The following is a 14,659-nucleotide window of genomic DNA, read 5'->3' on the forward strand; positions in this document are numbered from 1 at the left end:
CGGCACGGATCCGTCGGATGCAACGGTCAGGGACTCTTGCGAATGCCGAGCTTGCGCATCCGCCCGCGCAGGGTGCTCGGATTCAGGCCGAGCACCCGGGCGGCGCCGCCGTCGCCCTCGATCCTCCAGCCGGCGGCGTCGAGGACATCGCGGATGTGGCACCGCGCCATTTCCTCCAGCGTGGCCGCGCCCGATGGCGCCACGCTCGGCGCCGGCACCGACGGGGCGAAGCAGTCACTCCCGTCCAGCATGCCGTCGCGCGACACGATCAGCGCACGTTCGACCATGTTCTCGAGTTCGCGAATGTTGCCGGGCCAGTCGCGCGCGCTGGCCTGCTCGATGAAGCCGGGCGAAACGCCAGCCACCGTGCGGCCGAGCCGGCGCGCCACCCTGGCCGTGAGATGCCGCACCAGCAGCGGGATGTCTTCGCGTCTTGCGCGCAGCGGCGGCAGAGGAATGGGGAACACGTTCAGCCGGAAGTAGAGATCGGCGCGGAAACGGGACGCGGCGACCTCGGCCTGCAGATCCCGATTGGTCGCCGCGATCACCCGCACATCGACACGCAGGCGGCGCGTGCCGCCGACGCGCTCGAACTCACGCTCCTGCAGCACCCGCAACAGCTTGGCCTGCGCCTCGGCGGGAAGTTCGCCCACCTCGTCGAGGAAGAGGGTGCCGCCGTCCGCCAGTTCGAAGCGACCGCGGCGTTGCTGGACGGCGCCGGTAAAGGCGCCCTTCTCGTGACCAAAGAGCTCGCTCTCGACCAACTCGCGCGGCAGGGCCGCGCAATTGATGCTGACGAACGGCCGCTCGTGCCGTGCGCCCTGGTCGTGAATGGCGCGCGCAACCAGTTCCTTGCCGGTGCCCGTTTCGCCTTGAATCAGCACCGTGCTGTCGGTCGCGGCGACCTGGGCGATCAGCGTCCGCACGCGTTGCAGTGCCGGCGACTCGCCAACCATCGAATCGCGTGCGGGTCGGTTCTCCTCGACCAGAAGCCGGATGGTGGCCCTGGCCCGGTGATGGGCCTCGATCTCGCGCCGCAAGGCAATGTGGGTGCCGACGCGGGCCAGCAACTCCTCGGTCTCGAAAGGCTTGGTGACGTAGTCCACCGCGCCGGTCCGGAACGCGCGCACCTTGTCGAAGGTGTCCCTGAGCGCGGTCAGGAAGATGACCGGGATCGAACGGGTTGCCTCGCAGGCCTTCAGCCTGCTGCAGGTTTCGTAGCCGTCGATGCCGGCCATCCTCACATCGAGGAGGATCAGGTCCGGCTGCGAACTCGCGGCCAGGGTCAGCGCCTCTTCTCCGCCTCGCGCGGCGATCGTGCGATAGCCCGCGGCGACGAGTTCCTGCTCGAGCAGGTCGGCGTTCAAGGGATCGTCGTCGACGATCAGCACCGTGCCGGCGTCAGTTGCCAAGATGGTTCGCCAGTTTCTGGAACAGCAGGGCTTCGTCGATCGGCTTGGTCAGGAAGTCGTCGCAGCCGCTGGCGCGCGCGCGGTCTTCGTCGCCCTTCATGGCGTGGGCCGAAAGCGCGATCACCGGAATTCGCGCCAGCGCCGGATCGGCCTTGAGCCGGCGGGTGGCTTCCCAACCGTCCATGCGCGGCAGCGACAGGTCCATCAGGATCAGGTCCGGCCGGTTCTCGGCCGCGCGTTCGAGCGCGGCCACGCCGTCGTGCGCGAACACCAGCCGATGCTCGTGCCCCAGAAGCTGCGCCAGCAGTTCGCGATTCAACTCGATGTCCTCGACGATCAGGATGGTCTTCATGGCTGCGGCGACGGGCAGCGGGCGGGCAGCGTCAGCGTGAAGGTCGATCCGACGCCCGCGACGCTCTCGACCAGGATCTCGCCGCCCATCAGCCGCGCAAGACGCCGGGCAATGGTGAGGCCGAGTCCGGTACCGCCATGCAGGCGCGTGCTCCCCGCGTCGGCCTGCTCGAACTCCTCGAAGATCGATTCCAGCTTGTCGGCCGCAATGCCGATGCCGCTATCGGCCACCGCAATCTCGACGCCGCCACGCCCGGCGCGCAGCCGCACCCGGATGCTGCCGCGCGCCGTGAACTTGGCGGCATTGCTCAGCAGGTTGATGAGGACCTGCCGCAGCAGTTCTTCGTCGACGAGCATCGGCGGCATTCCACCGTCGAAGTCCCTGAGCAGCACCACGCCGTCCTTGAGCAGCGGCTCGATGGTGCGCATGCACTGATCCAGCAGCGGCGCCGGCTCGATCGCTGCCGGATTGAGCTCCACGCGCCCGGCCTCCACCTTGGCGAGATCGAGAATGGTGTTGATCAGCGCGAGCAGATGCTGGCCGCTGGCCAGGATCTTCTCCAGGTTGTCGAACTGCTGCGGCTCGAGCCGCTCCTGCGAACGGCGCATCACGATGCGCGTGAAGCCGATGATCGCGTTCAGCGGGGTGCGCAACTCGTGCGACATGTTGGCGAGGAACGCGCTCTTGTGACGGCTGGCGATCTCGAGCTGGCGGCTCTTGTCTTCGATCTCGCGGAACAGCCGCGCATTCTGAATCGCCAATGCCGACTGCGTTGCGAAGGTCTTCAGGAGGTCGATCACCCGCGGCGCGAACTCACCCGCGCTTTTCCGGTTGACGAGAAGCCCTCCGAGCAAGCGATCCTCGCGCAGCAGGGGGACTGCGAGCAGGGACCGGTACCCCAAGCGGATAAGGATCTCGCGGACTCGGCTCTGGTACGTGCCTTGATCCACGATGTCATGGACCGCGACCGGCTCGCCAGTCGCCGCCAGTCGCCCGATCGCGCCTTCTCCCTTTGCAATGGGAGCTGACCGCAGTGCTTCCACCAGTTCGTCAGGCAATCGGTCCGTCGTGTGCAGGCGAAACTCCTGCCGAGCTTCGTCGTATTCGTAGATCGCGCCGCCGTCCATGCCGGCAAGTTGAGTTGCGCGCGCGACAATCGTGCTCAATACGGCTTCTAGGTCGAGCGTCGAGCTGACGGCCTGGCTGACCTCGCCCAGGGCCCGCAACTCTCCGACTGATTGCGTGAGCTCGGTCGTCCGCGCCTCGAGCTCCTTGAAGAGCCGAACGTTCTCGAGCGCGATGACCGCCTGATCGGCAAATGTCTGCAGCAACGCGATCTGCTTTTCCGAGAACGGCCCCGGATCGCGTCGCCCGACTGCGATAACGCCGATTGGGACACCCTTGCGCATGAAGGGAATACCCACAACGCTGCGGAAGCCCATTTGCGCGCCGCCCTTGAACGCGTAATCAGGATCCACATGCACATCGTGGATGGCTACCACGCTGCGCGCCAAAACAGCGCGGCCTGCCACCACGCCCCGATCGAGCGGTCGGGGGTACAGCTCGCGAAGGGCTTGCTCAGCTTCTGGACTGACCATCGCCATGGAGGCGATATGAAGGAATTCGCCGTCGAACGTCAACAAGTTTGCCGACGTGGCATCGCACAACTTCAGTGCCGCTGCGGCGATCGCGTCGAACACCGGTTGGGCGTCGGTGGGCGACCGCGAAAGGACGCGCAGAATCTCGCTGGTGGCAGTCTGCTGCTCGAGCGCTTCGATCAAGTCGCGGTTGCGCGCCTCGAGTTCCCTGAAGAGCCGAGCGTTCTCGATCGCGATCACCGCCTGATCGGCAAAGGTCTGGAGCAGCGCCACTTGCTGCTCGGGAAAGGCGCCCGGCTCGGCCCGAGCCACGGTGATCGCACCGATCGGGCTCGCCTCGCGAATCAGCGGAACCGACAGGACGCTTCGGTAGCCCGCGGCAATGGCGGTCGCGCCGGCCGCGTAGTCACTGTCGTTCAGAACGTCCGGGATCGACACGACCCTGCAGGTCAGGATCGCACGGGTGTTTGCGGTATCGCGGCTCGGTCGCCTCGGATAGCTGCCGAAGTGCCGGCGCAAGGCATCCGCGCCTTCCGGCCTGACCGGCGCGATCGCGGCAACGTGGATCAGTTCACCGTCGAAGGTCACGACATTGGCGGAACTGGCTGCACACAGCTTCAGTGCGGCGGCCACGATCGTGTCGAACACCGGTTGCACGTCGGTCGGCGATTGGCTGATGACGCGCAGAATCTCGCCGGTTGCCGTCTGCTGCTCGAGCGCCTCGGTCAGCTCGCGGTTGCGGGCCTCAAGTTCGTTGAACAGCCGAAGGTTCTCGATCGCGATCACCGCCTGATCGGCGAAGGTCTGCAGCAACGCGATCTGCTGCTCCAGGAACGGCTGCACTTCGCGCCGCCAGATCGCGATGACGCCGAGCAACTGCTCCTCGCGAAGCAAGGGCACCGCCAGGACCGTGCGAACCGATTCGCTCCGATGCGCCGGGGTCACGCCGACGCCTGGCTCGGCCATGAAGTCGATCACCTGGACCGGTTGGCGCGACAAGGCAGCGCGACCGGTGGTCGTCTCACGATCGACGGCGAAGCCGCGTGCGAGGTAGTCGGCAAACTCGGGCGTGCTGTCGGTGCGCGCGGCCAGCGACAGCCGCCCGTCCTGGTGCCGCATGACGAAAGCGAAGCTGGCGCCGCACAGCCGCAGCGCATGAGCAACGATCGCGTCGAACACCGGCTGCACGTCGGCCGGCGAGCGCGAGATGAGACGCAGGATCTCGCTGGTCGCCGCCTGTTGCTCCTTCGCTTGCGCAAGCGCGCACGCATGCGCCTGTCGCTGCAACTCGAGCGCCGACTCGGTCGCACCGGGACGGCGCTGGGTCCGAGGCGAGCACGGCTGTGCTTGACCAAGCGGCTCCTGCGTCGCCGCCGAAACCCCGGTGCGCCGTTGGCCGCCAGTCTTCTCCTGGGCCTTCATCGCTCCTCCGTACCTGTCGCCAACGCGAGCTTGCCGCGTGCAACCGGCGAATACAAGCTCGCCTGGGTCGCACAGGCAGGTTGGGGCCGGCGCTGGACGCGCGCCGCGGCACGCACTAGGGTTCAGACAGCGCGCCCTGCGCCAGGATCCGCAAGAGTGCGGACGCGGCAGCCGCGCACGGCCAGCCCTCCATGCACCTGCCCCCGCCCCGCCTGCCGCTGCAGACAGCGCTGGTCACGATCTGCGCCGCCGCGCTCTGGTCGATCCTCGGCGTCCAGCGGCCGCCGGCACCCGAGGCGGCGTCGCTGCGGGTCTCCCTGCCGACCACCGCGCCAGAGCCGACTCGGGCCGCAGCCGCAGCGCCGACGGTGCAGCTACATGCCCGCTCGCGCAGCACCGCGCGGCCGACGACCCAGTTCGCCAGCGCCGGCCGCACCGAGATCTGCGGCTATGGCGCGGTCGAACGCGCGGTGGACGACCCCGACCCGCTGCAGCGCGTGCCGCCCGCGCAGCGTCGCGCCGCGCTCGATGCGGCCGACGCGTTGATGCTGGCCAGCGCCGACCCGCAGGTGCGCGCCGCGGCGCTGCTGATCGGCGCCCAGGCGCGCGGCGACAGCCGTCGCGCCCGCGTCGACGAGCTGGTTCGGCTGGCAGTGGGCTCGACCGACGCGCGGGTCTACGCGATCGCGCTCGAGGCCTGCCGCGGTGGCGAGGGCGCCGCCGAGCCGGGCTCCGCCTGCACGCTGCTGAGCCGGGCCCAGTGGGTGCGGCTCGACGCCGACAACGCCCAGCCCTGGCTCGCGCTGGCGGCCGCGGCGCGCCAGCGGCAGGAGCCCGAGGCCGAGGCCGACGCGATGCACCGCGCCGCACTGGCGCGCCGCAGCGAATCGAACGCCGGCTTGCTGCCGAGCCTGGTCGATCGTGCGTTCGGCCCGCAGACGCCATCGCTGGCGCACACGCTGGCCCTGTCCGCGAGCTGGGGCGTGCAGGCGGCATGGGCCAGCGCCTACAGCGCCCAGGCCCATGCCTGGTGCGTCGGCGACGCGCCCGCGCCCGACCGCCACGCCAGCTGCGACGCGCTCGCCCGCACCCTGGCCGAGCAGGGCACCGGCCTGGCCGACCTCGGCGTCGGCCTGGCGATCGGCAGGAGCCTGGACTGGCCCGCGCCGCGGCTGCTCGCCTTGCAGCGCGAGCATGACGCCCTCAGCGCCGCCAGCGCGCCGCCGCCAGTGGGGGCCGATCTGGGCTGCGAGGCGGTCGAACGGGCCCAGGGCTGGATGCGCCAGCTGGCGGCCGACGGCGGCGAGCGACAGGCGCTGCGCGCCCTGATCGCGCGCAGCGGTCGCAGCGTCGAGGACTGGGGCGCACTGCATCGTCGCGGCTACGCGGTGGCGCTCGCCGCCGCCGCCGAGGCGGCGGCGCCCTCGGCCGATGCCCCCAGCTTGGCACCGCCGCTCCTTCCATCGACGGATGACGCGGGTGCGCTGACGCACTAAGTTTGTTCGAGTCCCGCGCGCGGTGTGCGGGTCCTGACCGCGGAGGCACGATGGCCGCAGCCTTCGACGAATCGCGCCTGCTCGGAACCTGGTGGCGTGTTGCCGAGCAGGACGAGCCCGGGCTGAACGTCTTCAGGCGCGAGGGCGCGCCACTGCCACCGGCACGCGGCCGGCGCGGCTTCGAACTGCGGCCGGACGGCGTGGCGACGCTGTTCGGCCCCGGCCCCACCGATCGCCGCATCGGCAGCACGAGCCGCTGGTCGGTCGACGCGGACGGGCTGCTCCATGTCGAGGGCTTCGACGCCGCCGAAGGCGCCATCGCCCAACTCGAGGCCGACCGGCTCGCGCTGCGCCGCTAGCGGCGGTTCTTCCGTCCCTCATCGAGGAGATATCCATGGCCAAGTCCCCCCCGGCCGCCCCGGCTGCTCCGGTCCAGCCCACTCCGACCACGCGTGCCTGCGGCACGATGCCGGTGCACGAGCGCCTGCTGCGCACCGACCCGGCCTACGCCCGCGCGCGCATCGCCAGCGAGAACCACCATTTCGAGTTCCGGCTGCGGCGCGGCATGGGCGCGCGCACCGGCGTGACGCGCATCCCGGTGGTCGTCCACGTGGTCTTCAAGACCGCGGCGCAGAACATCGCCGACAGCCAGGTCCAGAGCCAGATCGAGGTGCTCACGAACGACTTCCGCAAGCGCAATGCCGACCTCAACCGCATCCCGGCGGCGTTCCAGCCGCTGTCCGGCGATGCGCGCGTCGAGTTCGCACTGGCCACGACCGACCCGGCCGGCAACGCGAGCAACGGCATCACTCGCACCCAGACCAACGTCAACGCCTTCTCCGACGACGACGCAGTCAAGCATGCGGCCTCGGGCGGCGCCGACGCCTGGCCGCCCGGCCAGTACCTCAACATGTGGGTCTGCCAGCTCGGCGGCGGGCTGCTCGGCTACGCGCAGTTCCCCGGCGGCGCCGCCGACACCGACGGCGTGGTCGTCCTGCACAGCGCCTTCGGCACCAACGGCACCGCCGCGGCGCCCTTCAACCTGGGCCGCACCGCGACCCACGAGGTCGGCCACTGGCTGAACCTGCGCCATATCTGGGGCGACGACGGCGGCGGCTGCAACGGCGACGACTTCGTCACCGACACCCCGAACCAGGCCGACGCCAACACCGGCAAGCCGGCCTTCCCGCTCATCAGCTGCCACAACGGTCCGAACGGCGACATGTTCATGAACTACATGGACTACACCGACGACGACAGCATGTTCATGTTCAGCGCCGGCCAGGTCGAGCGCATGCAGGCCTGCCTCGACGGCGACCGCGCCGGGCTCGGCACGCAGGTGGCAGGCACCAGCCCCTTCCTCGACACCGCACTCGCGACCGACGTCGCGACGCTCAAGTTCAGCGAGGACAGCCCGCCGACGCTGGCGGCCAACGACCTCGGCACGCTGAAGTTCCGCGAGGATCAGCCGCCGGTGACGCTCAAGTTCCGCGACGACGCGCCGCCGACCGTGAAGTTCCGCGAGGACGTGCAGACCTTCACCAAGTTCCGCGACGACGTGAAGAGCCCGCTCAGCGACAAGCCGCCGATCAGCGACACCGCGACCCTGGCCGGCAACGACCTGCAGCCGATCGGCCCGGGGCCGGTGATCGACCCGACGCCCTTCGCCGTGAATCCCGCCTTCGGCGGCAACTTCGGTGGCGGCGGTTTCGGTGGTGGCGGTTTCGGTGGACGCGGTGGCGTGCCCTTCGTGCTGTCGACGCCGCACCACTCGATGGCCTGGACCCAGAGCTTCCCGCAGGCCGCGCAGGCCGAGATGCAGGCGCTGGCGCAGCAGATCGGCGAGCTCGAGTCGCTGCTGATGCAGTACGCGCAGGCCGAGCAGGCCGGGCAACTCGGCGACGTTGACCGCGCCCAGGCCGACCAGCTCTACCGCACCTATGAAGCCATGATGACCGAGTACCAGCGCTACAGCGGCGTATGAGCGGAGCCGCGCGTTGATTCTGGTCATCTCGCACCACCGCGACGAGCACGCGCAGTCGGTGATGGTCGAGCTGTCGCGCCGCGGCGTCGCGACGCGGCTGCTCGACCTGTCGCGCTTTCCGCTGCAGCTCGGCCTGTCGATGCGCTACGACGGGCATGGCGGCAGCCGCTTCGTCTTCGGCTGCGACGACTCCGGGCTCGAGCTCGACGACTGCGGCGCGATCTGGTGGCGCCGGCCGCAGCCGCCGAGCGTCGAGGGCGAGGTGCACCGGCCGGCGCACCAGCACTTCGCGCTCAGCGAGAGCCACGAGGCGCTGCACGGGCTGTGGCAGTCGGTCGACGCGTTCTGGATCAACGAGCCGGCGCGCGACGCGGTGGCCGCGCGCAAGGCCTGGCAGCTCGAACTGGCCGGCCGCATCGGGCTGGAGCTGCCGCAGACGCTGATCACCAACTGCCCGCAGGCGGCGCGCGAGTTCCTCGGCCGCGTCGGCCTCGGCAACGTGATCTACAAGGCCTTCTCGGCCACCGAGCAGGACTGGCGCGAGACGCGCCTGGTGCGCGCGGACGAACTGGACCGGCTCGACAACCTGCGCTACGCGCCGGTGATCTTCCAGCGCTACATCGAGGCCACGGTGGACCTGCGCATTACGGTGGTCGGCGAGCGACTGTTCCCGGCCGCGATCCACTCGCAGGACAGCGACTACAAGATCGACTTCCGGATGGACATCGGCCGCGCCCGCATCGAGCCGGTGTCGCTGCCGGCCGACGTCGAGGCGAAGCTGCTCGAGCTGATGCGCCGGCTCGGCCTGGCCTACGGCGCGATCGACATGCGCCGGCGCCCCGACGGCTCGCATGTGTTCCTCGAGATCAACCCGGCCGGCCAGTGGCTCTTCATCGAGCGCCAGACCGGGCAGCCGATCAGCGCGGCGCTGGCCGAGTTGCTGCAGCGCCACGACGGGCAGGCTTGATCGGAAACGGCCGCGGCCGCTTCGGGCCTGAATCCGGCCGCCTTCACAGGACCCGATGCGCCAGCGCCGGCAACTGCCCGCGCACCGCCTCGAGCCGGGCGCGCTCGATCGCGCCGCCCACCACGCCCTCGCCCTCGTCGGCGCGCTGCGCGAGCACCTCGCCCCAGGGATCGGCGAGCAGCGTGTGGCCCCAGGTGCGGCGGCCGTTCTCGTGGCGCCCGCCCTGCGCCGGCGCCAGCACGTAGCACTGGTTCTCGACCGCGCGCGCGCGCAGCAGCAGCTCCCAGTGCGCCTGTCCGGTCGGGTAGGTGAAGGCCGAGGGCACCAGCAGCAGGTCGCAGGGCCGCGGTTGCATCAGCGCGCGATAGAGCTCGGGAAAGCGCAGGTCGTAGCAGACCGAGAGGCCGACGCGCCAGGTCTCGCCCGCACGATCGCGCAGCTCGAAGGCGGCCGGCGCGGTACCGGGCTCGAGCGTGGCCGCCTCGTCGTAGCCGCGCTCGCCGTCGTGAAAGCGGAACAGGTGCATCTTGTCGTAGCGCGCGGCGAGCTCGCCGTCGGGGCCGAAGACGAGGCTGCTGTTGCGCACGCGCTCGAAGGGCCCGTCCTCCGGGATCAGCGGCAGCGTGCCGCCGACCAGCCAGATGCCGTGCTCGCGCGCCATCGACGCCAGCGTGGCCTGGATCGGCCCCTGCAGCAGCCGCTCGGCGGCGCCGAGCTTGTCGCGGTCGGCTCGGCCCATCAGGCAGAAGTACTCGGGCAGCGCCACCAGTTCGGCGCCCTGCGCGGCGGCCTGCGCGACCAGCGTTCGCGCCCGTTCGATGTTGTGCTCGACGCTCGGCGTCGAGACCATCTGGATCGCGGCAATCTGCATGCAAGGCTCCCTGTGCGGCCCGGCGCTGTGCCACGCGGGCATCTGCGGCCATTGTCGAGCCGCGCGTCGCGTGGCGTCGCGTGCTAACGCTCGCCGCGTGGCGCCGAAGCCGCAGCCAGGCCCGGCGCCTTGGGTTCCGGCAGGCCCCGGTTCGGGGGCAGTTCGAGCTGGGAGCGCTCGACCCGCTCGACCTTGGGATCGCCCCAGGGGCCGGTCACGTGGAACTCGCGCGTGTTGGCCGCGATCAGCGGGTCGCGCAAGAACCAGGTCGCCACAAACGCGCCGAGACCGACCACCGGGTTGATCGCGGCATAGGCCAGCGAGGCGGCGCCGGCATTGATCTCGGGCAGCACCCAGACCCGCAGATCCTGCGTCTCGCGCTCGAGGTCGGCGCTGCCCTCGGCCAGCACCAGCGCCTGCACGCCGCGCGTGCGCAGGTTGCGCGTGCTCGCGACGCCGCGCTCGATGCTGATGTCGCCGCCGATGCCGTCGAAGGCGAAGCCCTCGTTGAAGACATCGCGGAAGTCGAGCATCAGCCGGCGCGGCAGCGACTGCAGGCTCAGCACGCCGAGCAGCCGCGCCGCGCCCGGCTTGGCCTGCAGGAACTGGCCCTGTTCGAGCGCCAGGTTCATCTGGCCGTCGAGGCTCGGGTAGTCCGGCGCGAGCGGGCTGCCCTGCCAGCCGAGCCGGCCCGCGAGCTGGCCCTTGCCGCCGCGCATCAGCTGGCCGTGGCCGAGCCGGTTCAGCAGCGCGCCGCCGTCGGCCACGTCGAGCTTGAAGTCGAGTTCGGTGCGGCGGGCCGCGCCCGGCGTGACCGGCGGCGCCCAGCGACCGCTGGCGGCCAGCTGGGCATCTGGCGTGGTCAGCGCGAGCCTGGACAACTGCCACTCGGCCGGCAGCCCTGGCGCCTCGGCGCGGTTGGCGGCGGCTATCTCCAGCTTGCCCAGGTGCTTGCCGCGAAGTTCGAAGTCCTCGACCACCACATCGAGCGCCGGCACGCTGGCCGGGGCTCGTTCGAGCAGGCTGGAGACGGCCTCGGCCTCGCTGCGCGGCAGCGCCAGCCGCGACAGGCGCGCACGCAGCGCGCCGGCGCCGCGCTCGCTCCATTCGACGGTGCCGGCCAGTTCCTGCGCGTCGAGGGTGGCGCGCCACTGCGCGTCGGCGCCCTGCCCCGCGCGCGTCAGCCCGGCCGTGAGCTTGTTGAGCTTGCGCCCGCCGATGCCGAGCTCCTGGGTGCGCAGCAGGATCGAGGCCGGCAGCGACACCGCGTTGCCGGCTTCGGTGCCGCCCGCCAGCGAGTCGACGACCCGGCGCCAGGCATCGACCGACAGCGCGGCCAGGTTGATGTTGGCGGCACCGCCGGCCACCGCCGGTGGCGCCGGCTCGCCGATGCCGATCGCGCTGCGCAGCAGGCGCGGGCCGCCCTCGCCGCCGCTCTCGCGCAGCGCCAGCGCCTGCACCGCACCCGGCTGGCCCGGCGCGCCAAGGTCAAGGCGCAGTTGATCGCGTCGGGTCGCGGCGCCCGCTCCGGCCGTGTCGGCGGGCGCTTGCGGACTCGAGTGCAGGCTGAGCTGCAGCGTCTCCGGCGCGTTCTTGCGCAGCGGCGCCGGCAGCTCCGAAGCCATGCCGCTGAGCGGGCTGCTGAGCTGCCACTCGGTGCCGGCCGGGCCGGTGGCGAGCCAGCCGCGGTAGCTGGTCTGGCCCTGCAGGTAGGCGCCCAGGCGGGCCAGCGGGCCGAGCTCGGTGGCGCGGCGCAGGCCGTCGGCCGTCAGCGTGCCGTGCAGGTTGAATCGCTCGCTGCCATCGGCCTGGCGCCCGCCGTCGATGGCGAAGTCGCCACCGAGCAGGCGCGCGTTCGCCGTCGCGCTGGAGATGCCATGTTCGTTGAAGCCGATCCGGCCCTGGGCCGCGGCGAGCGGTGGCAGTTCGGGCCCGAGCCGGATGTCGTTGCCGGCCAGCTGCAGCTGGCCCTGGGTGCGCACCGGCGCGCCGTCCGCGAACGGGATCTGCAGCCCGAGCTTGAGCTCGGCGTTGCCGCCGGCCGTGGCGTGCGCCAGCGTCCCGCCGAGCCAGCCGCCGACCGGCGTCGCGCCGACGAAGCCGAGCATGTCGGCCAGCGGGCCCTTGACGCGGCCATCGATCACCAGCGTGGCGTCGTGCGCGAGGTCGGCGATGCGGCCCTGGACGCCGGCCAACTCGAGCCGCCCGCTGCCGACGCCACTCATTCGCGCCTGCAACTTGCGCAGTTCGAGCGAGTTGCGGTCGATCAGCAGCGTGCCGCGAATGCCGTCGATCGCCGGCCACGGACGGCCACTGGCGCTGCTGCCGTCCCAGGCCGGGTCAGCCGGCAAATAGGCGAAGCGCGCGTCGGCGAGCGGCGCGCTGATGCGGAACTCGGCCTGTGGCCCGCCGCGCCCGCCGTCGAAGGGAAAGTCGTGCAGCGGGCCACGCACCCGCACGCTGGCGTCGCGCGACTCGCCGGCCTGGATCGCGTGGTCGAGGTAATGGCGCACCCCGGCCGGGATCGACAGCGGCAGGTAGCGCGCCACCGCCGGCAGCCGCGCGCGCGTGAAGCGGCCGTTGATGTCGATGCTGCCGAGGTCGGCCGGTGCCGAGGCGGCCGTCGACGGCGGCGGCGTGCTGCGCTGCCAGCCGATCTCGAACTCGCCCTCGGCGTCGGCGTTGGCGACCTGCAGCGCGCGCGCGCGCAGCTCGGTGCGGCCGGGCTCGAGCGTCCAGCTGAGTTGCGTCGAAAGCCGGTCGATCGCGATGCGCGGCTCCTCGAAGACGCCGGGCAGCTCGACCGCGCCGTTGCGCATCTGCAGGCGCGCGCTGCCGCCGCGTTCGCTGGCCTCGAAGCCGAGGTCGGCGCCGGCGATGCCGGGCCGGCCGAACCAGTGGCCATGGGCCAGCGCCTCGTGCACCTCGGGCGGCGCGTCCTCGCCGGGCAAGGGCGCGGCGGCCAGCGCCAGGCCGCTGGCGTTGCCGCGCACGCGGTAGCGGATCGGCGCCGCGGCCGGCCCGTCCCAGTGCAGGTCGAGATCTTTGAGCAGGCCCTGCGGCGCGAGCTGCGCGATGCGTTCGCGCTGCGGTGCCGACAACGGCACGCGCTCGGCAAGGCGCGCCAGCAGCGCCAAGTCCAGGCGCTGCGCCTGCAGCTCGCCGGCAGCCAGCGGCTCGCTGGCCAGCTGCTCGAGGCTGGCAGAGGTACCCGCGCTGCGCCACGCCAGGCGCAGGTCGGAGGCTGGCCAGTGCAACTGGTCGGCGGTGTCGAAGCCGAGCCGGTCCAGGCGCAGTTCACCGCGATTGCCCTCGAGCGCCAAGCCAAGGCGGCCGGCGATGCGCTCGAAGGCCAGCGGCTCGGTGGCGTCGGTGAACTGCAGCGCGATGTCCTGCAATGCCAGGTCGACGGTGGCGCCGCGCAGGGTGCCGTCGCGCAGCTCGAACCAGCCGCGCAGTGCGCCGCTGCCGCCCTGCAGCGCCGCGTGCAGCGGCAAGCGCTCGCGCAGGCGTTCGATGTCGATGTGCGCGGTCTCGGCGAACAGCCTGCCACGCCAGCGCCGCCAGTCGCCCGGACGCACCAGCGACGGCGGGCTGAAGCCGGGCAGCAGGTTGGCTATGCCGCCTGGCGCCTCGTCGGCCGCGACGTCGGCGTCCGCCACGTCGTGGGCCGCCGCCGCGCCCTGCGCCACCAGCGGCTGCGTGAACTTCCCGCGCAGGCTGAAGCGACTGCCGAAGTCGGCCGGCGGCGTGGCATCGAGGCGGAACTCATGCCGCCGCAGGCCGTTGCTCAGGCTCAGCTCCAGATCGCTCAGTGCCAACGGCTCGGCGCCACCTGAGGGGCCGGACTCGTCGATCCAGTTCAGCGTGCCGGCGCGGATGCGCAGGCTGGGCTGGCGGAACAGCCAGTCGGCAAATTGGCCATCGTCGCTGCCGGCGGCATCGAGCGCGATGCCTGCCACCGAGAGCCGACCCCGCGCGTCGCGCCGAACCTCGAGCGCCGGGCCCTCGAACTCGAGGCGGTCGAAGCGCGGCGGCCAGTGCAGCAACGAGCGCGGCGACAGCCGCGCATGGACTTGCGGCAGGTGCAGCGCATCGCCGCCATCGGCGCGCAACAGGCGCACATCGCGCAGCTCGACGCTCTGCGACCAGGTGCCGCGCCCGCTGGCCTCGATGTTGCCAATGCGCACCGGCACGCCGAGTGCGGTGCTGGCGTGCTGCTCGATCTCGGGGCGCCAGTCGCCGATCCGCGGCAGAATCCCCCATTGAAGAACGAGCCAGGCCAGGGCGTTGATACTCGCCACCAGCAGCAGCGCCATCAACACGACGCGCAGCGCGGCGGCACCGAGGCGGCCCAACATCGAGGTGGACGCTTTCGGCGAAGGCAACGACGGCGAATCGGAGACAGTGGGAGCGGAGATGGACGACACGGCTTGCAGACGAGCTCTGCCGGTGCGCGCACGAGGCGCGTCGGGCCTGTTTCTCCCCACGCTTCCTGCATCTGCCCGCGTCATTCGCGCGGGTCTCCCACCGACAGATCGACCCTAGCACAGACCC

9 protein-coding genes are annotated in these 14,659 nt (G+C 71.4%); 4 read left to right on the forward strand and 5 right to left on the reverse strand.

What is annotated here, in order from left to right; genetic code table 11:
• Positions 1-26: 26 nt before the first annotated feature.
• Genes EV670_RS06740 through EV670_RS06750 form a run of 3 tightly spaced genes read right to left on the reverse strand, consistent with a single transcriptional unit; the run spans position 27 to position 4,784 of the window.
• A complete protein-coding gene (locus EV670_RS06740; protein ID WP_130431075.1) occupies positions 27-1,412 on the reverse strand; it encodes a sigma-54-dependent transcriptional regulator in 1,386 nt (461 codons plus the stop codon).
• Positions 1,402-1,764 (reverse strand): response regulator, encoded by a 363-nt coding sequence (locus EV670_RS06745; protein WP_130431076.1) that lies wholly within the window; start codon positions 1,762-1,764, stop codon positions 1,402-1,404. Before EV670_RS06745 ends, EV670_RS06740 begins: the two co-directional genes overlap by 11 nt.
• Positions 1,761-4,784 carry a GAF domain-containing protein gene (locus EV670_RS06750; RefSeq protein WP_130431077.1) on the reverse strand — a complete coding sequence of 1,008 codons (3,024 nt, stop codon included), beginning with the start codon at positions 4,782-4,784 and terminating at the stop codon, positions 1,761-1,763. The genes EV670_RS06745 and EV670_RS06750 overlap by 4 nt, the downstream gene beginning before the upstream one ends.
• A gap of 191 nt (positions 4,785-4,975) precedes the next feature.
• Here EV670_RS06750 and EV670_RS06755 point away from each other — a divergent pair, with 191 nt between their 5' ends.
• The 4 genes from EV670_RS06755 to EV670_RS06770 are packed head-to-tail and all read left to right on the forward strand — an operon-like array spanning position 4,976 to position 9,231.
• Complete coding sequence (locus tag EV670_RS06755; protein ID WP_130431078.1) at positions 4,976-6,280, forward strand: hypothetical protein; 1,305 nt, start codon at positions 4,976-4,978, stop codon at positions 6,278-6,280.
• 50 nt (positions 6,281-6,330) lie between these two features.
• Positions 6,331-6,639 carry a hypothetical protein gene (locus tag EV670_RS06760; RefSeq protein WP_130431079.1) on the forward strand — a complete coding sequence of 103 codons (309 nt, stop codon included), beginning with the start codon at positions 6,331-6,333 and terminating at the stop codon, positions 6,637-6,639.
• A gap of 35 nt (positions 6,640-6,674) precedes the next feature.
• A complete protein-coding gene (locus tag EV670_RS06765; RefSeq protein WP_207225018.1) occupies positions 6,675-8,264 on the forward strand; it encodes a zinc metalloprotease in 1,590 nt (529 codons plus the stop codon).
• A gap of 13 nt (positions 8,265-8,277) precedes the next feature.
• Positions 8,278-9,231 carry an MvdC/MvdD family ATP grasp protein gene (locus tag EV670_RS06770; protein ID WP_130431080.1) on the forward strand — a complete coding sequence of 318 codons (954 nt, stop codon included), beginning with the start codon at positions 8,278-8,280 and terminating at the stop codon, positions 9,229-9,231.
• 43 nt (positions 9,232-9,274) lie between these two features.
• Here EV670_RS06770 and EV670_RS06775 read toward each other — a convergent pair whose 3' ends face one another.
• On the reverse strand, positions 9,275-10,102 hold the full coding sequence (locus tag EV670_RS06775) for a carbon-nitrogen hydrolase family protein (RefSeq protein ID WP_130431081.1): 828 nt from the start codon (positions 10,100-10,102) through the stop codon (positions 9,275-9,277).
• Between the two features lie 83 nt (positions 10,103-10,185).
• A complete protein-coding gene (locus EV670_RS06780; protein WP_165393256.1) occupies positions 10,186-14,463 on the reverse strand; it encodes a YhdP family protein in 4,278 nt (1,425 codons plus the stop codon).
• Positions 14,464-14,659: the final 196 nt, after the last annotated feature.

It is taken from the genome of Rivibacter subsaxonicus (assembly GCF_004217215.1).
Taxonomy (GTDB): domain Bacteria; phylum Pseudomonadota; class Gammaproteobacteria; order Burkholderiales; family Burkholderiaceae_C; genus Rivibacter; species Rivibacter subsaxonicus.

Coding starts and splice junctions, on each gene's coding strand:
- EV670_RS06745 (WP_130431076.1), bottom strand. CDS start 1,764: ATGAAGACCATCCTGATCGTCGAGGACATCGAGTTGAATCGCGAACTG.
- EV670_RS06750 (WP_130431077.1), bottom strand. CDS start 4,784: ATGAAGGCCCAGGAGAAGACTGGCGGCCAACGGCGCACCGGGGTTTCG.
- EV670_RS06755 (WP_130431078.1), top strand. CDS start 4,976: ATGCACCTGCCCCCGCCCCGCCTGCCGCTGCAGACAGCGCTGGTCACG.
- EV670_RS06760 (WP_130431079.1), top strand. CDS start 6,331: ATGGCCGCAGCCTTCGACGAATCGCGCCTGCTCGGAACCTGGTGGCGT.
- EV670_RS06765 (WP_207225018.1), top strand. CDS start 6,675: ATGGCCAAGTCCCCCCCGGCCGCCCCGGCTGCTCCGGTCCAGCCCACT.
- EV670_RS06775 (WP_130431081.1), bottom strand. CDS start 10,102: ATGCAGATTGCCGCGATCCAGATGGTCTCGACGCCGAGCGTCGAGCAC.
- EV670_RS06780 (WP_165393256.1), bottom strand. CDS start 14,463: ATGTTGGGCCGCCTCGGTGCCGCCGCGCTGCGCGTCGTGTTGATGGCG.